General features: G+C 45.7%; 17 protein-coding genes. 14 read left to right on the top strand and 3 right to left on the bottom strand.

The genetic code is table 11. The features are described from left to right. Nucleotides 1-6 precede the first annotated feature (6 nt). Both recJ and AC1RR2_RS01160 read right to left on the bottom strand, forming a co-directional pair. Nucleotides 7-1,701: a single-stranded-DNA-specific exonuclease RecJ gene (gene recJ, locus AC1RR2_RS01165; RefSeq protein ID WP_493220466.1), complete on the bottom strand. Its 1,695-nt coding sequence runs from the start codon at nt 1,699-1,701 to the stop codon at nt 7-9. A 48-nt stretch (nt 1,702-1,749) separates the two neighbouring features. Then, nucleotides 1,750-2,781, bottom strand: coding sequence for a hypothetical protein (locus AC1RR2_RS01160; RefSeq protein WP_493220465.1), 1,032 nt, complete (start codon nt 2,779-2,781; stop codon nt 1,750-1,752). A 117-nt stretch (nt 2,782-2,898) separates the two neighbouring features. On the opposite strand from AC1RR2_RS01160, the gene AC1RR2_RS01155 reads away from it, so the two are divergent. From AC1RR2_RS01155 to AC1RR2_RS01135, 5 genes are all read left to right on the top strand, one after another. Next, nucleotides 2,899-4,155, top strand: coding sequence for a lipoprotein-releasing ABC transporter permease subunit (locus AC1RR2_RS01155; RefSeq protein WP_493220464.1), 1,257 nt, complete (start codon nt 2,899-2,901; stop codon nt 4,153-4,155). After that, entirely contained in the window at nt 4,148-4,834 is a 687-nt protein-coding gene (lolD, locus tag AC1RR2_RS01150) for a lipoprotein-releasing ABC transporter ATP-binding protein LolD (RefSeq protein ID WP_493220463.1), read from the top strand. Before AC1RR2_RS01155 ends, lolD begins: the two co-directional genes overlap by 8 nt. Nucleotides 4,835-4,921: 87 nt before the next feature. After that, nucleotides 4,922-6,553 carry a serine hydrolase gene (locus tag AC1RR2_RS01145; RefSeq protein ID WP_493220462.1) on the top strand — a complete coding sequence of 544 codons (1,632 nt, stop codon included), beginning with the start codon at nt 4,922-4,924 and terminating at the stop codon, nt 6,551-6,553. A gap of 255 nt (nt 6,554-6,808) precedes the next feature. After that, nucleotides 6,809-7,036, top strand: coding sequence for a hypothetical protein (locus tag AC1RR2_RS01140; RefSeq protein ID WP_493220461.1), 228 nt, complete (start codon nt 6,809-6,811; stop codon nt 7,034-7,036). Nucleotides 7,037-7,192: 156 nt separating this feature from the next. Next, nucleotides 7,193-7,372: a hypothetical protein gene (locus tag AC1RR2_RS01135; protein WP_493220460.1), complete on the top strand. Its 180-nt coding sequence runs from the start codon at nt 7,193-7,195 to the stop codon at nt 7,370-7,372. Nucleotides 7,373-7,524: 152 nt separating this feature from the next. On the opposite strand, the gene AC1RR2_RS01130 is transcribed toward AC1RR2_RS01135, so the two are convergent. Beyond that, the gene (locus AC1RR2_RS01130; protein ID WP_493220459.1) at nt 7,525-8,106 is read right to left on the bottom strand and encodes a hypothetical protein; all 582 of its coding nucleotides are present in this window, start codon (nt 8,104-8,106) and stop codon (nt 7,525-7,527) included. Nucleotides 8,107-8,364: 258 nt separating this feature from the next. On the opposite strand from AC1RR2_RS01130, the gene AC1RR2_RS01125 reads away from it, so the two are divergent. From AC1RR2_RS01125 to AC1RR2_RS01085, 9 genes are all read left to right on the top strand, one after another. Further along, a complete protein-coding gene (locus tag AC1RR2_RS01125) occupies nt 8,365-8,706 on the top strand; it encodes an ArsR/SmtB family transcription factor (protein ID WP_493220458.1) in 342 nt (113 codons plus the stop codon). A gap of 630 nt (nt 8,707-9,336) precedes the next feature. Further along, nucleotides 9,337-10,671, top strand: a complete 1,335-nt coding sequence (gene soxC, locus AC1RR2_RS01120; protein WP_493220457.1) for a sulfite dehydrogenase — start codon at nt 9,337-9,339, stop codon at nt 10,669-10,671. Between the two features lie 17 nt (nt 10,672-10,688). Continuing rightward, nucleotides 10,689-11,819: a c-type cytochrome gene (locus AC1RR2_RS01115; RefSeq protein WP_493220456.1), complete on the top strand. Its 1,131-nt coding sequence runs from the start codon at nt 10,689-10,691 to the stop codon at nt 11,817-11,819. 119 nt (nt 11,820-11,938) lie between these two features. After that, nucleotides 11,939-12,394: a thiosulfate oxidation carrier protein SoxY gene (gene soxY, locus AC1RR2_RS01110; protein WP_493220455.1), complete on the top strand. Its 456-nt coding sequence runs from the start codon at nt 11,939-11,941 to the stop codon at nt 12,392-12,394. A 105-nt stretch (nt 12,395-12,499) separates the two neighbouring features. Beyond that, nucleotides 12,500-12,811 carry a thiosulfate oxidation carrier complex protein SoxZ gene (gene soxZ / locus AC1RR2_RS01105; protein WP_493220454.1) on the top strand — a complete coding sequence of 104 codons (312 nt, stop codon included), beginning with the start codon at nt 12,500-12,502 and terminating at the stop codon, nt 12,809-12,811. 99 nt (nt 12,812-12,910) lie between these two features. After that, nucleotides 12,911-13,720, top strand: coding sequence for a sulfur oxidation c-type cytochrome SoxA (gene soxA, locus AC1RR2_RS01100; RefSeq protein ID WP_493220453.1), 810 nt, complete (start codon nt 12,911-12,913; stop codon nt 13,718-13,720). A gap of 46 nt (nt 13,721-13,766) precedes the next feature. Further along, on the top strand, nt 13,767-14,390 hold the full coding sequence (gene soxX / locus AC1RR2_RS01095; protein WP_493220452.1) for a sulfur oxidation c-type cytochrome SoxX: 624 nt from the start codon (nt 13,767-13,769) through the stop codon (nt 14,388-14,390). 149 nt (nt 14,391-14,539) lie between these two features. After that, nucleotides 14,540-16,264, top strand: a complete 1,725-nt coding sequence (soxB, locus tag AC1RR2_RS01090; protein ID WP_493220451.1) for a thiosulfohydrolase SoxB — start codon at nt 14,540-14,542, stop codon at nt 16,262-16,264. After that, a complete protein-coding gene (locus AC1RR2_RS01085; protein ID WP_493220450.1) occupies nt 16,261-16,803 on the top strand; it encodes a GlcG/HbpS family heme-binding protein in 543 nt (180 codons plus the stop codon). The genes soxB and AC1RR2_RS01085 overlap by 4 nt, the downstream gene beginning before the upstream one ends. Nucleotides 16,804-16,817 lie beyond the last annotated feature (14 nt).

The following is a 16,817-nucleotide window of genomic DNA, read 5'->3' as shown; positions in this document are numbered from 1 at the left end:
TAGGCCCTAGACTTGTTCTACGTGTTCAACTAGTAACTGGACTTTTGTTACACCATTGTATTCATTAGCATCTAGCCGAAACGCGACTTTAATGCGCTCACCAAAACTGTCGGTGTGACCAAACCAAATCGCGTCATAGCGCATGCCATTTCTTTCTAAGACCATTTTGAGGTGGCGCTCTTTTAGAATGCGTTGCGATACTAATTTAAATTCATCGCAAAAGATTGGTGGCGCAAAACCTTGCCCCCAAACTTGGCTATCGAGTAGTTCAATAAAATCCGTCGTGTAATAAGCTTCTTCTAAGACGCCATCGGTTTCTATGATGCGCTCCAACTGTTCTTGGCGTAACCAAGCCTTACCAACAGCTTCAAAGGCGGTCTGGAATGCGGCGAAATCTTCGGCTCGGATAGTTAAACCCGCCGCCATTGCATGACCGCCGAATTTTTGTATGAGACTAGGTGCGTGTTTCGATACCAGATCGAGTGCATCGCGTAAATGAAAGCCGGGAATCGAACGACCCGATCCTTTAATAAGACCTTCGTCACCCGGTGCAAATGTAATCGTGGGGCGGAAAAACTTATCTTTTAAGCGTGACGCAACGATACCAATCACGCCCTGATGCCAAGACTCGTCAAAGACAGTGATGGTGTGCGTGTCTTGAGCCTGGAAATCATCCAGATGGAGCAGGGCGACATCTTGCATTTCTCGTTCTATGTCTTTGCGGTCGGCATTGATGCTATTGAGTTCTTGGGCGATTTGCCAGGCACGACCTTCATCATCTGTGGTTAAACACTCTATGCCCAATGACATATCCGCTAAACGGCCTGCCGCATTTAACCGCGGGCCTACCGCGAAACCGAGGTCGAAAGGGCTGGCCAGACGCGGCTCACGTCCCGCAACGCGAAAGAGTGCAGCAATTCCGGCATGCATGCGACCTGCGCGCATACGCTTTAAACCTTGCGCCACCAGAATCCGGTTATTCGGATCTAACTTAACGACGTCGGCAACGGTACCCAGCGCTACCAAATCAAGTAGGGTGTCGAGCTTAGGTTGATTTTGTTGATCAAATACCGCGCGTTGCCGCAATTCTGCACGCAGGGCCAGTAGGACATAAAACATAACGCCGACGCCCGCCAAATTCTTGCTGGGAAAATCGCAGAAGGGTTGATTCGGGTTTACGATCACACTGGCTTGCGGCAAACTATCGGCAGGTAAATGATGGTCGGTTACCACAACTTGGATTCCGCGTGCGTTGGCTGCCGCAACGCCCTCAATACTGGCAATGCCATTATCGACCGTCACAATGATATCGGGTGATTTTTCACGAGCGGTGAGTTCGACAATCTCAGGCGTTAGTCCATAGCCATATTCAAAACGATTCGGCACGATGTAATCAACATTTGCACCTAGCATACGCAAACCGCGCAGGCCAACTGCACAGGCTGTGGCGCCATCGCAATCATAATCCGCCACGATCACTAATTTTTTGCCAGCAGCAATTGCATCAGCAAGAAAGATTGCCGCTTTCTCGCTGTTGAGCAATTGAGTCGGGGGAATTAATGCGGGTAATTCGGTACGCAATTCTTCCGCAGCTTGAATGCCACGGGCAGCAAATAATCGTGCCAACACGGGATGCAAACCACTTTGTTTGAGCATTTCGGCTTGGCGGAACGGATATGGGCGAGTAGCAATGCGTGTCATAAAAGATGTAATGTTGAAGTTGATGCCGATCGTAATTGCACGTATCGCCTAGCGATCAGTTTGCGACGTGGTACCCGCCAGGTCAGCAAGTGCTTGCAACGACGCTTTGCGCCAGAATTTCCAGCTTTGCGGGGCCTTGCATTCGAACACATTAAGGCGGTGAGCATCGCTAAAAATCAGATTTATCGCGACTACTTTTTTGTTCTCTAAAGCTTGAAGTAGGGGCGAGAAACAAGACTCCTCGAGTTGATTCATTGCGGCCAACCAGCTCCCCCAATCATTGTTCAAAGCAGCTTCCATTAGTTCTACTAAGACTATGCCTTTCGCCGGGAATTGAGTTGGTGTGGCTAGCGCCTGCTGAAACTGGTCAATACCAAACGCGTAACTAGGAACTTGCAATCTAGAACTGCCACTATGCAACCAAACCGAATTAATTGTGTTGAGTCCTTGCTCCTCGCGCTCTTGATTGACGGGGTGTATATGCCATTGCATTTGTATTTCATTTTGCAACTTGCGCCACGCCACTTCGTGCTCGCCTGTGGCAATCCAGATATCCATATTGTGCCCGCAGGCTGCGGTTAAACTCGCGGTCGATAAATTCTGCCATTGATCCGCGCGCAGAAACCAGGTTTGCTGATCGCCGTAGATCAACGTGTGTCCTAATTCAGTACAAAGACTTTCAGCTGCAGCAAATAGGGCTCGCGATTCAGCCTCACTGATATGTAAGCGAAGTGGATCAGTCATTACCAAGTGATCGCGGGCGACATGAATGTGTACCGGGCTTAAAGTGAACCAAAATCCCTCTTTCGGTAGAACACCAGCTTGCTGCATAGAAAAGTGCGTAAGAGCTGGGCTGGTGCTACGTTGGTCACTTGCTTGTTTATCTGGGGCGTCAAAATCCCTAGTCAGCCAATATTCATGCGGCAATTGTCGTGATAGTTCTTCAAACTCATGCACAGCCGTGGTTCGTGCATGCCCGAGCAAGGTCGCCAAGGATGGGGTTCGCATCTGCTTCATCAACTCTTTGGCGAGCGATTGTGGAGGGATGCTGAAAGGTAAAATAATTTCTAAATAGCTCATACCGTCATTGTATGGCAAACTAGCGCCCTGTTAGAAAAATCCTCGATATCTGTGTAACTTGTTCTATGCGTATATGGATTTCCCCGCCACATGTTTTTGAATGGAATCTGCCGTTTCGTGAAAAATCTCTCTTTTGAATGGCTAGTCGGCCTGCGTTATACCCGTGCAGGACGTCGTAGTGGCCGCAATAGTTTTATCTCTTTTATTTCCATAGTTTCTATGTCAGGCATTGCGCTTGGCGTCGCTGCTTTGATTATCGTACTGTCGGTGATGAATGGATTTCAAAAAGAAGTACGGGATCGCATGCTGTCGGTGTTGCCGCATATAGAAGTCTTTGATGCCAGTGGCGTTATTCCTGATTGGAAAGCGACTGCCGCCGAAGCTCAAAAACATCCGTCCGTACTTGGTGCAGCGCCTTATGTTGATGCGCAAAGCATGATTGTGAATGATGGTGTCATGCGTGGTGCTATGTTGCGAGGTATTTTGCCGGAGGAGGAGCCGAAAGTTTCTATCGTCGCGAGCAAAGTAAAAGCCGGTAAGCTGACGGATTTGCGTGAAGGTGCATTTAACATTATTTTAGGCGTGGACTTGGCGCGTGCCATGCATGTTGGTATTGGCGACAAAGTCACTTTAGCTGCACCAGAAGGTCAATTAACGCCAGCGGGTACCATACCTCGCCTCAAGGCGTTTACGGTTGTTGCCGTATTTGAGGCAGGCCATTATGAGTTTGATTCTGGCATGGCGTTCATCCATATCGTTGATGCGCAAAAGTTTTTTCGCCAAGAAGGTCCAAGCGGTGTACGTTTGAAAATTAAAGATATGCTACAAGCACCCCAAGTTGCCTTTGAATTGAGTCGCACATTAGGCGGCAATTTGATCACACGCGATTGGTCTCAGCAAAATAGTAATTATTTTGCTGCAGTTAAAACAGAAAAAACCATGATGTTCATTATTCTGACTTTAATCATCGCAGTGGCGGCGTTTAACTTAGTCTCGACTTTGGTCATGACGGTCACTGAAAAGCAAGCGGATATCGCTATTTTGCGTACTTTAGGCGCATCGCCGATGTCTATTATGAAGATTTTTATGGTGCAGGGTGGTTTAGTTGGTTTGTTTGGCACTGCACTTGGTGTTTTGTCGGGCATCATTGTCGCACTCAATATCGACGTGATAGTGCCATTTATAGAACGTGTTTTGGGCATACAATTTTTAGCAAAAGAAGTCTATGTGATTAGCAGTTTGCCTTCAGATTTGCATTGGTCTGATGTTTGGACGATTGGTGCCATCGCGGTCGTACTCGCTTTTCTGGCGACAATTTATCCAAGCTGGCGTGCTGCCCGCGTAAAACCAGCGGAGGCATTGCGCTATGAGTAAGATACAAACTGTTTTGTCGTGCAAAAATTTAGCCAAGACTTTTGGCCAGGGCGAACAAGCTGTCAAAGTATTGCGGGGTGTTGATTTTTCTATTGCTGCGGGAGAGCGGGTTGCCATTGTGGGCGCATCAGGTTCTGGCAAATCAACCTTATTGCATCTACTCGGCGGTTTAGATACCCCTAGCAAGGGCGTGGTGAATTTGCTCGGCAATGATTTCGCCAATATGAGCGAAGCGCTACGCGGTAACTTGCGTAATCAATCACTAGGATTTGTCTATCAATTCCATCATTTACTGCCTGAATTTTCCGCTTTAGATAATGTCGCAATGCCCTTATTAATTCGTCGTATGAAGCGGTCAGAGGCGCAGGCGATAGCACGAACCATGTTGGCAAAAGTAGGCTTAGAGCATAGATTGACGCATGTGCCTGGCGAACTATCTGGCGGCGAAAGGCAAAGGGTCGCCCTGGCGCGAGCCTTGGTCACAAATCCAGCCTGTGTATTGGCTGATGAACCTACAGGTAATCTTGATCGTGGTATCGCGGATCAGGTTTTCGCGTTGATGCTGGAATTGTCACGTACCTTAGGTACCGCATTTGTGATCGTGACGCATGACGCAGAGCTGGCAAAACGTTGTGACCGCGTGCTGCGTTTGAACTCGATTGGTTTGGTTCAGGATTAGTTGTGTTGGGTTTCTATCTTGTACCTGCTGCACTCTGATGTACCGAATTAAGCTATGCAAATAATTGACGAAAATAAGGGATAAAAAATGAAAAATTCCGCAATAAAAATCATGGCATTATTTATAAGTGCGGTAATGTTTAATGGTATTGCGTTTGCGCAGCCCCAAGCATCAACAAGCGTCAATGCGACTTCAGCTTCCGCTACGCCAACGGCGGTAATCAATGCAGCCCAGATTGATGCCTTAGTTGAGAAGACGATGAAAACCTTTAATGTGCCTGGCATTTCTGTGGCGGTGATTAAAGACGATCAAATCGTTCATAGTAAAGGCTATGGCGTGCGCTCTATCAAAACGAAGTTGCCGATGGATGTCAATACTTTAGTTGGCATCGCGTCTAACTCAAAAGCCTTCACTGCCGCAGCGCTGGCGATCTTGATCGATGAGAAGAAGCTCCAATGGAACGATAGAGTGACTAACATCATTCCTGAATTCAAACTCTACAATCCCTACGTCACTGAAGAATTCACCGTCATGGACTTGATGACGCATCGTAGTGGCTTGGGATTAGGTGCGGGTGATTTGATGTTCTTTCCGGATGGCAGCGATTTCACGCTCAAAGACGTCATTCATAATCTGCGTTATCTAAAGCAAGTATCGAGTTTTCGGAGTAAGTACGATTACGACAATAATCTATATATCGTTGCCGGCGAAGTAGTGAAGCGTGTTTCTGGTTTGAGCTGGGAAGAATTTATTGAACAGAAGATCATGAAACCGCTCGCGATGCAAGACAGTGCTGCGTCAATTACACGTCTAAAAAATCACGACAATGTGGTGGATCCACACGTACCTGTGGACGGCGTTTTGCAAGTCGTTCCATTTCGCCCGAATGAAGTCATTAATGCTGCAGGCGGTATCTATAGCAATATTGTGGATATGAGTAAATGGGTGCGCATGCAATTGAATAGAGGTAGTTACGGTGCCGATAATAAACAACGCCTGTTTAGCGAACGTGTGCAACATGACATGTGGTCACCACAGACGATTCTGCAAACCGGCCCCAATACCGGTCCTTACAACACCCACTTTGCGGCATATGGCATAGGTTGGGGTCTGAGTGATGTCAAGGGCTACAAACAAGTAACGCATACAGGTGGCTTACTCGGTATGGTGACTCAAGTGACACTAATTCCCGAATTAAAACTTGGCATCATCGTACTGACGAATCAAGAAGCTGGGGTCGCATTCAATGCTATTACAAACACCATCAAAGATAGTTATCTGGGCATGCCGGCAGTTGATCGCGTCACTGAATACAATGAACGCTTACTCAAGCGCAATGCGGAAAATGATAAGGAAGTTGCCGAAGTCTGGAAAGCCATAGACACACAGCAAAAGGCCAGTGCAAATCTGAAAATTGATCACAGCCACTATCTTGGTACTTACAAAGATAATTGGTTTGGCGAAATTACTATCCGATTGGAAAAAGGCAAGATGCTATTCGCCTCAAAACGTTCGCCAGCACTGACGGGAGAAATGCGCTTCTACAAAGGAACTACATTTGTCGTCAAATGGCATGATAGAAGTTTAAACGCCGATGCCTTTGCTAATTTTAGTTTGGATACGGAAGGCAAACCGAATGGCTTAACCATGAAAGCGATTTCGCCTGCTACCGATTTCAGTTTCGACTTCCATGATCTCGATTTTAAGCCAGTGAGATAAGTCCATATCAACGCTATTACGAATGATGCAGAGCGCAGCATTGCCAGTAGAACGAGTAAGACAGATAGATTTTTAAGTCATTAAAATAAGTCAAGCATGAGTTTCGATTAGAAACAACGGCGGTAAAACAAATCAAAAATACTGATTGCATGCACAGTATTTTTGATTTACATTACTAACTACTGGATGCGCATACAGCATTTCATTAAAAGTTACAGCCGGCTAGATCGACATCATACTCATGGAGATTTCAAAATGACCAACTTAGAACAATCTTTTGATACACGTTTTACAGTGCAATTTTCGCCAAGCGCGTTTTTGATGCGTTTTGGTCGTCGTGAAATTTTCGTTTGTAAAGACTTTAGAAATCGTCATTATCGCGTAAATCCCGTCATTGAGTGCTCAACAGGGATACAAGCCGGTCATTTGGAAGTCTTATTATTTCGTAAGTGGTTAGTGATTTTATCCAAAGCTAGATGGTGATTTTTTAGGGAGGGCAATTTATTTCTAGGACTGTGAGTGCATACTGGATTTTTATGATGCTGCGATGTAAGTTAGCTCTCGGCGAAAGGATTGCGAACGAAAGTAAAGCATCAGCCTCTCACTGTGGTACAGTATTGAAAAAACTGAAAGAATATTGTGGCCACACCAAATTACGGATACGAAAAACGTCAAAAAGAATTGGCGAAGAAGCGCAAGAAGGAAGAAAAGCTAAAGAACCGTGCCGAGCGTGGTCCTGGAGGCGAGGCTGAGGAGTTAGAGTCCGGATCCGATACTGCAACGGAAGCAACGGATACTAGCGATTCTGCGGCTGCATAGTTGGTCGAATTTTGATCAGTGCTTGTAAGAGTTAAGTTAAGTATTTTTTAGCAGTTCGCGCTACCTAATCACGACACGACGATAAGATAAACAAAAGAGATGGTGACTAAAAACACCAGCTCTTTTTTTATTTCTGTTGATTAAACTTGGCTTTACTTTAAATAGTTATCTGGCAAAGTCAGATTAGGGCGTTCTGCTTCAAACAATAAAGAAATAATCCACCAGCGTGTGCCATCGTGCATAAGTTGTACACTGTTGATACCGCGTTTCACAGCTTTGTCTTTATCCATCACCGTTTCGTAAGTGGTAAAGACTTGCGCCAATTCACCCCATTGTTCAGTTTTTCGACTGATTTCTTTCTCCCTAAAACCGGTCTCAATCAAGATCGGGCCCGAGTTAGCAATATAGTCGCTGACACTTAGAATTCTCAAAGCTAGATCTTTGCTGTCACGCTTTGGGCCAATTGCCATGATGCGAGCTTCTGGAATAAACAAGGACCTCATACGATTCCAGTCGCGAGCTTGACCAATACCACCCGAAATCACGTCATATAATGCAGCTACTATGCCATCAATAGATTGCACATCTGCAGCCCGTGCAGCTGGCGATGAGATCACGACTGGTGAGACTTGTTGAATCATTTTGGGCGTTTCCGCCACTTGAGCGCTGGCACTCATGCTAAGGCTGGCACTGAGTATCAAGCCAAGAGATAGCGGGAAATAAATTTTTTTCATTAAAACTCCTGAATTTTTATTGGTTTTAACCCTTTATACCGTCAAGGGCTGATCGTGTTTAGCAAGCTTCGAGCCTCAATTTCGCATAAAGTTCATTCAGCTAAAAGGAGTAGCGGTTCATGGTTTTGATTGTTGCTACAAGATTTGAAGAGAATTTTGATAATAAATAAGTGGGCTGCACAAAAATGTATTGAAGACAGCGAGCTTCAATTTATAATTAACTCCATCCTTAATTAACTATAAAGTGATTTTTGAGCCGTGAACGAAAATTTACGTAAAGAACAGACAGAAGAATTATTCGAGGAAGTTGCGAATTATTTTTCTTTATTGTGTGAGCCTACAAGACTGAAAATATTGAATTCTGTCTGTCAAGGTGAAAAGTCCGTAGGAGAAATTGTGATTGCGGTTGACTCTACCCAGGCCAATGTGTCGCGCCAGATTAATCTGCTCTATCGGGGTAAAATTTTAGCGCGGAGAAAAGAGGGGACTCAGGTCTTCTACCGTATTGATGATCAAAAAACACTAAGTATGTGTCAAACCGTTTGTGGCGAGATCTCTGAACGCTTAGGACTTGATGCGAGCCTGATGAATGTAAAGTAGTTGTTTGGTGAAGAGTGCTGACATTTACCGCTTTGCCAAATTGAATTGACCGTGCTTTTCTGAAATTTTTGGGCGACGCTCAAGTCACCTGCATTTGCCGTTGAGCATGGTTCTTAAAGCAGGGTATTTTGCAGCGCCAAAAACTCTCTTGCGCTCCTTTTTTCATCAATTTCCATATGGTGTCTCTGCCTTTTATCGCATCGACTGCAAGATCACGGGTCAGTTTTCTGCCCATTTTGATCATCATATCCATGTTCAGCTTGTACATCCTAAAAAAATCGTCCTTCTCCATAACGGTAATTCACCCGGGTAAGTAAGCCGCCATATGGCGACTAAAATCAAGCAATTTGCTTGAGGTGGCTGGCGAACAGTAGGAATAGACTTTCAGAAATTTCTCTTTTTGCCTGTGTTGGCTTTTAATTAAATGCCGCTTTTTACTCTTCGGATACCATATCGCCATTTGCTTATTTGGAAAGTTTCACCCTAAAAATGAACATCAAGCAACAAATTGGGAAGATTTGTTGCGATGCGGAACCAAAACCCCTTGTGATTTTTGGGTGTAAGTATGATTATATGCGCATGTAGCGAATTAATCGCTTTATTGAATTCGGTTTATGGGAGGGATATCTGGTGTCGAATGAGCTAAGAAAAATCATAGGTCGCATCGTAAAAGCACCAGAAGGATTTCTTAACGATGCAAGTGTGGAGGAGGCCCGTAAGGCGCGTCGTAACTTCATGGGAAAGGCTTTAGCAATGGGCGCAGGCGTGGCGTCTGCTGGTGCTGCCGTTGCAGGTAACTTTGACGACGACGCCATTCTTAAATTGCCTTTACACAGTACTAGCTTGGGGCAACCAGTTGCATCAACTGGTTACGGTATGCCATCACAATGGGAAAAAAATCTGCAACGTCGTGAGAGCCCAGGCTTGACGCGCGTGTCCCAGGCATCAGTGAGCTTCACGCCTTTGCAAGGTTTATTCGGCATTATTACTCCCAGCGGTTTGCACTTTGAGCGCCATCACCAAGGTTGGCATGACATTGACCCTAGTGGACATCGATTAATGATCAATGGCTTGGTCAAAGAAGAACGAGTGTTCACGATGGACGACCTGATGCGCTTGCCTAGCGTGTCGCGTATCCACTTTATCGAATGCGGTGCCAATACTGGCGCGGAGTGGGGAAATGTGGCCTTGCCTACAGTGCAGTACACGCATGGCATGTTGAGTTGCTCAGAGTTTACCGGCGTCTTGCTATCGACTTTATTAGACATGTGTGGTTACGATAAAAAGAAGGGCAAATATGTCTTGGCCGAAGGCGCGGATGGTTCCAGTATGACGCGCACGATCAGCATAGATAGAGCAATGGATGATGTGCTGGTCGCGTGGGCAATGAATGGTGAAATGCTGCGACCTGAAAATGGTTACCCTTTACGCTTAGTTGTGCCAGGCGTGCAAGGGGTCAGTTGGGTAAAATATTTACGTCGTATTGAAGTCGGTGATGAGCGCTACGATACCAAGGATGAAACCATACACTACATCGATATGATGCCGGATGGTATGCACCGTCAATACACCTCGATACAGGAATGCAAAAGCGTAATTACGACGCCTTCCGGCGGTCAAACCTTATTGGATAAGGGGTTCTACAACATCACGGGACTGGCATGGTCAGGCCGTGGCAAAATAAAACGTGTAGATGTCAGCGTCGATGGCGGTCGCAATTGGCGCACTGCCAGACTAGAAACGCCTATCCTTAGCAAAGCACTGACGCGCTTTAATATCGATTGGGTTTGGGATGGTTCAGCAAGCATCTTACAAAGTCGGGCGATAGATGAAACCGGTTATGTGCAACCCAAACTAAATCAATTGCGGGCGGTACGCGGTACAAAATCGATTTATCACAATAACGCTATTCAATCCTGGAAAGTCTCCAGCAATGGCGAAGTTTCTAATGTGCAGGTGGCCTGATGCAAAAAACTAGCATAATGAAATTCATGTTCGCCGCTCTGTTTGTCATAAGTGCATCGACCGTCTTATCGCAAGAAAAACCATGGAGCAATATAGGCCGTAAAGCCACGCCAGCAGAAGTAAGAGCCTGGGACATCGATGTTCGCGGCGACTTCAAAGGACTGCCAAAAGGTAAGGGCTCAGTAGCACAAGGCGAACAAATCTGGGAAGCTAAATGCGCGAGCTGCCATGGTTCGTTTGGTGAATTAAATGAAGTATTTCCTCCCTTGGTCGGTGGTACAACCGCCGAGGATATTAAGAATGGTTTTGTAGCTGCTAATGCCAAAGGTGGCGTAGCGCAAAAAACCACGATGATGAAATTGGCCAAACTATCGACCATGTGGGATTACATTAATCGTGCAATGCCTTGGACCGCGCCTAAGTCCCTAAAACCAGATGAAGTCTATGCGGTAGTGGCTTACATCTTAAACTTAAGTGCAGTCGTTCCTTCTGATTTTACTTTGTCAGATGAGAATATTCGCCAAGTTCAGGAAAAACTACCGAATCGCAATGGACTGGTACGTTTTGATGGACTGTGGGATACCAAGGGGAAACCGGATGTACAAAATATCGCCTGCATGAAAAACTGTAAAGTGGAAGAAGTCAGCTCCAGTCTTCCAGACTTTGCTCGCAATGCACATGGAAATTTGTTGGAACAAAATCGCAGCATAGGTGGTGTCCGCGGTGCCGATACCACCAAGCCGGCAGCTGCAGCGCTTTCAGGCAGTGAAATAAATGCCAGTGCAAAGTCATCAAACCTAAGTGCGAATGCAAACAATCCTGTGATGCCTGGTAATACACCGCAAACTAACAAGGATAGCAAAGACAATAAGCCAGCAATAGAAGTAGCTACAGTCGATATTAAAGCCTTACTCGCCAAGAATTCTTGCATCGCTTGTCATGGAATGAAGAATAAGATCGTCGGCCCGGGCTTTAATGAAATCGCGGTCAAATATAAAGCCAAAGCCGATGTTGAAATTTACCTGACAACTAAAATCAAAACAGGTGGTTCCGGTGTATGGGGCGGCATTCCTATGCCACCGCAAGCACAACTGAAAGACGTAGAAGCAAAGGCTATTGCATCATGGCTGGCGGCTGGCGCAAAGTAGGTTTATAGTGAGTCCATTTTCGCTTAAGCTTAGCCACAAAGATGCAATTTATTATTGATCTAATTAACATGGAATTCTCAGAATAATTCCGATTTTCGTCTACAAATGAAGGAGACATTATGAATACAAGCCGTCGTTCCCTATTAAAGTCAGCAAGCGCGTTTGGTATCTTGCTTGCTGCAGGCGTGATCAACACTCAACAAGCCATTGCAGCCGATGTGCGTTCCGGATTTGATGCAAAAAATTTGCCTGATGCCTTAAAAGCACTCGGTGGTACCGCAGTCGATAGTAAAGACATAGCGATCACTTCGCCTGACATCGCAGAAAACGGTGCAGTAGTACCTGTGACGGTGACCAGTACGATTCCCAATACTGAAGAGATTTTCATCTTTGTAGAAAAAAATCCTAATCCTCTGGCAGCCGTATTTATGATTCCAGCCGATACCGAGAGCATGGTGCAGACTCGTCTAAAAATGGGGCAAAGTACCAATGTTTTAGTCGTAGTCAAAGCAGGTGGAAAACTATACAGTGCGACAAAAGAAACTAAAGTGACCCTAGGTGGCTGCGGCGGCTAAGTTGTGGGGCTCACGTGTAGCTGAGACAGCCACACTGATGACATAGGTCAATCAATGAACATGCACAGGTTTGTGCAAAAAAAATCTAGTAATAAGGAGAACAGCATGGCAGATCCAATGAAAATTCGCGCGAATCATAATAACGGCGTGACAGAAGTTAAGGTGCTAATGGCGCACCCAATGGAAGGCGGTATGCGCAAAGATTCACAAGGCAATCTCGTACCCGCGCATTTTATTAAAGAAGTGAAAGCGACCTCAGGTGGTAAAGTCGTGCTGCAATGTTTGTGGGGACAATCCGTTTCTCAAAATCCCTATCTCGCTTTTAAATTTAAAGGCGGCGCAAAAGGTGAAAAAGTTCAGCTTAACTGGGTCGATAATAAGGGGGATTCACGTACAGATGAAGCGACAATCGCTTAAGTTTTTTAGCCTAATCAATTTCATCTTTTTGATGGAAGTCGATGTAAGCTAGTTTTTTCTTTGTTCATCACTTAAACATAAAATACAAACGAGACAAGTATGAAAAAATCCTACATTTATCTATGTTTTTTGGCCGTATGCCAGCTAACGTCAAGCGTCGTACTTGCACAATCCACTTCAGATGAAATTGCTAAATACCGGGCGATGCTGGCGGACGGTAATCCGGCTGAATTGGTTGAAGGGCAGGGCGAAGTTTTGTGGAAGACGAAACGTGGCCCCAAGAACAGCAGTTTAGAACAATGTGATTTTGGTAAAGGACCGGGCGTAATAAAAGGCGTATATGCCGAAATGCCGCGCTATTTTAAAGATGTCGATACTGTTATGGATTTTGAATCACGCCTGGTGCATTGCATGGTGAGCTTACAAGGATTTAAACGCGAAGACGTCATCAAAAAACCGTTTTCTTCACAAGGAGATCGGGCGACAGATTTAGAGGCATTAACCTCCTACGCGGTTGCAGAATCTCGTGGTAGCAAAATCAATGTGCCACAAAATCATCCTAAAGAAAAAGAAGCTTTTGCGCGCGGTCAAAAAGCCTTCTTCTATCGTGGCGGTCCATTCGATTTCAATTGTGCTTCATGTCATTCCTCAGATGAAAAACGAATTCGTCTACAGGATTTGCCGAATCTACTTAATAGTGCACAAGCACAAAAAGCCTTCGCGACCTGGCCCGCCTACCGTGTGAGCCAAGGCGCGGTAAGAACCATGCAATGGCGTCTAAATGATTGTTTTCGCCAACAACGTTTTCCTGATTTGAAATACGGCTCTCTGACCTCTGTGGACTTGATCACCTTTTTAGGTGTGATGGCAAAAGATGGAACCATGGATGCACCAGCTTTAAAACGCTAATCGACAAAATCGTATTTTCCTAAATCGAAAATCAGAGAGAATAATTATGAAAACAAAATACAAAATTACTGCCCTAGCTAGCGTCACTATTTTGGTCAGTGCCTGCGCCACTGTTATGACTATGCCTAATGCAGAACAAGATTTAGCTGCATTCAAAGCGTCCTTTGCCGAGAAAGGTATTGCGAAGTTAGATAGACTGGATCAATCCGATTTGCAAAAAAATTGTTCCGAATATGCTCAAAAAGAAATGCCAACTGAGTTGCGTGCCAAATTAGAAAAAGCAGAACTTGATGCAGTTAAATTTCCTGCTGACGGTAAATATTTAGGTGATTGGAAAGAGGGCGAAAAAATCGCACAAAATGGTCGCGGCTTGCAATTTTCTGACGACAATAAAACCGTCAACGGCGGCAATTGCTACGCCTGCCATCAAATTTCAAAAGCAGAAATCGCCTACGGCAACATTGGGCCTAGCCTCGCAGAATACGGCAAAATTCGTGGCGGCCCAACCGAAGATATAGTGAAATATACTTGGGGAAAACTGTTTAGCTCCCATGCCTACAATGCCTGTTCTGTCATGCCACGTTACGGTGCCAGCGGTATTCTGAACGAACAACAAATGAAGGATGTTATGGCATTGCTGCTCGATCCAAAATCACCGATCAACCAATAAGAAATTAAGTACGTGAGCTATATAAACTAGATAAGCAACTAAAGCGTACCGTTAGTTAACAAAGGCTGAAAAAAAGACAAAAATAAGCTGAGCTGGTAAACCGGTTCAGCCGGTGTTTTATCGCATTTAGCAAAGTAAAAGGTATTAACATGAGCATTAGTCGTCGTGAATTTTTGCAGGTTTTAGCGGTTGCCAGTGCTGGCGGTATGGCGATTGGTAGTGAAGATGTCTTGGCAGCGCAGCCCGGTGCAAATGAGCGCATCTATGACTTGCCAAAATTCGGTAATGTGAGCGTGATGCATTTCACGGATTGTCATGCACAACTAATGCCTATTTATTTTCGCGAGCCTAATGTAAATCTGGGTGTGGCGGGCGCCTTGGGCAAAGCGCCCCACTTGGTCGGCGAACATTTATTGAAACAATTCGGCATCAAAGCGCATACAGCGCAGGCTCATGCTTTTACTTATTTGGATTTTGAGCGCGCTGCCAAAACTTACGGCAAAGTCGGTGGTTTCGCGCATTTGGCAACACTGATTAAACAGGTACGTGCCAGTCGCCCGAATGCTTTGTTATTAGATGGTGGCGATACCTGGCAAGGTTCGGCGATCGCGCTGTGGACCAAGGGTCAAGATATGGTCGATGCCTGTAAATTATTGGGCGTGAATCTGATGAGCCCGCATTGGGAATTTACGCTGGGCGCTGAACGTGTGAAAGAAATTATCGATAAAGATTTTAAAGGACAGATTAGCTTTCTTGCGCAAAATGTTAAGACCACGGATTTTGGCGATCAGGTTTTTGAGCCCTATGTCATCCGTGAGATGAATGGCGTACCAGTCGCCATCATAGGTCAGGCATTTCCTTATACACCGATAGCCAATCCTCGTTATATGGTGCCGGACTGGTCGTTTGGCATACAAGATGAAAACATGCAAAAAATGGTCGATGAAGCCCGTCAAAAAGGCGCGCAGGCCGTGATTGTGCTGTCGCATAATGGCATGGATGTCGATTTAAAAATGGCCTCACGCGTTACTGGCATCGACGCAATTATGGGCGGCCACACGCATGATGGCATTCCCGTGCCTAGTGTCGTGCACAATGCAAAAGGGCAGACACTGGTGACAAATGCTGGTTCCAATGGCAAATTTTTAGGTGTGTTAGATCTCGATGTTCGTCATGGCAAAGTTCAGGGATTTAAATATCGTTTGTTACCTGTGTTTTCCAACTTGCTGCCGGCAGACAAAGACATGCAGGCTTTGATTACTAAAGTTCGTGCCCCCTATAAAGAAAAGTTAGAAGAAAAACTCGCGGTCAGCGAAGGCATGCTATATCGTCGTGGCAATTTCAACGGTTCGTGGGATCAGCTCATCGTTGATGCTTTGATGGAAGTGAAGGGCGCTGAGATTGCCTTCTCGCCAGGCTTCCGTTGGGGCACCACAATCTTACCGGGACAGATGATTACCCGTGAACATTTGATGGACCAGGTCGCGATTACTTACCCTTCGACCACACTGACTAATATGACAGGTGAAACGATTAAAACAGTATTAGAAGATGTCTGCGACAACTTGTTTAATCCCGATCCTTATTTCCAACAAGGGGGCGATATGGTGCGTGTCGGAGGCCTGCAATATTCGTGCACGCCGAATGCAAAAGCCGGTGCACGTATCAACAATATGATGTTGAATGGCAAAGCGATAGAAGCCAATAAAACCTATAAAGTCGCGAGCTGGGCGCCGGTGGCGGAAAGTGTCACAGGTGAGCCGATTTGGGATGTGATGGAAACCTATTTCAAGTCACACAAGATCATTAAAACCAGACAATTAAATCAACCAAAAATTATAGGCATGGAAGCCAATCCGGGGATGTCCAAATGAAAATACCTACATCATCAATCGCCTCGGGTATGACTTTAGGCACAGCTGCTTTGGCTTTGAGTTTGACGGCATTGTCAACATCGACTTACGCCGCCAGCGATCTCAAAGCAACGACAAAGATCACCAGCTTAAGCTTGGAGGCGGCGCAAGTCGCGGCCAATGCAGCATTGAAAGCATGTCAAGGGCGTGGTGCGATGGTCGCTGTCACGGTAGTAGATCGAGCCGGGATAGTGTTAGTCACTTTGCGCGATAATTTAGCTGGCATGCACACACCCGATACTGCCACTCGTAAAGCATGGACAGCCGTTAGTTTTAAGAATTCTACGACGGAGTTGTCCAAAGTCACCGCTTATAATCAAGCCAGCAGCGGTATCCGGGCATTGCCAAATGTAGCGATGATAGGCGGTGGCTTGGTGATACAAGAATCGGGCAGCATCATAGGTGGCATTGGAGTATCTGGCGCGCCGGGCGGGGATATGGACGATGAGTGTGCCAAGGCGGGCATTGCGGCGATTCAAGATGCAATTGATCTCAATTAAATCGTGCACGGACT

This window comes from Undibacterium sp. GW821-FHT11H02, from assembly GCF_058808015.1.
Note: the sequence above shows the minus strand (reverse complement) of the source record. Positions and strands in the feature narration are given on the sequence as shown.

Bases quoted from the DNA above. Each gene is read 5' to 3' on its own strand.
- soxY (WP_493220455.1), top strand. From the start codon at position 11,939: ATGAATACAAGCCGTCGTTCCCTATTAAAGTCAGCAAGCGCGTTTGGT.
- soxX (WP_493220452.1), top strand. From the start codon at position 13,767: ATGAAAACAAAATACAAAATTACTGCCCTAGCTAGCGTCACTATTTTG.
- AC1RR2_RS01160 (WP_493220465.1), bottom strand. From the start codon at position 2,781: ATGAGCTATTTAGAAATTATTTTACCTTTCAGCATCCCTCCACAATCG.
- AC1RR2_RS01145 (WP_493220462.1), top strand. From the start codon at position 4,922: ATGAAAAATTCCGCAATAAAAATCATGGCATTATTTATAAGTGCGGTA.
- soxA (WP_493220453.1), top strand. From the start codon at position 12,911: ATGAAAAAATCCTACATTTATCTATGTTTTTTGGCCGTATGCCAGCTA.
- recJ (WP_493220466.1), bottom strand. From the start codon at position 1,701: ATGACACGCATTGCTACTCGCCCATATCCGTTCCGCCAAGCCGAAATG.
- AC1RR2_RS01140 (WP_493220461.1), top strand. From the start codon at position 6,809: ATGACCAACTTAGAACAATCTTTTGATACACGTTTTACAGTGCAATTT.
- soxB (WP_493220451.1), top strand. From the start codon at position 14,540: ATGAGCATTAGTCGTCGTGAATTTTTGCAGGTTTTAGCGGTTGCCAGT.
- lolD (WP_493220463.1), top strand. From the start codon at position 4,148: ATGAGTAAGATACAAACTGTTTTGTCGTGCAAAAATTTAGCCAAGACT.
- AC1RR2_RS01085 (WP_493220450.1), top strand. From the start codon at position 16,261: ATGAAAATACCTACATCATCAATCGCCTCGGGTATGACTTTAGGCACA.
- AC1RR2_RS01130 (WP_493220459.1), bottom strand. From the start codon at position 8,106: ATGAAAAAAATTTATTTCCCGCTATCTCTTGGCTTGATACTCAGTGCC.
- soxZ (WP_493220454.1), top strand. From the start codon at position 12,500: ATGGCAGATCCAATGAAAATTCGCGCGAATCATAATAACGGCGTGACA.
- AC1RR2_RS01115 (WP_493220456.1), top strand. From the start codon at position 10,689: ATGAAATTCATGTTCGCCGCTCTGTTTGTCATAAGTGCATCGACCGTC.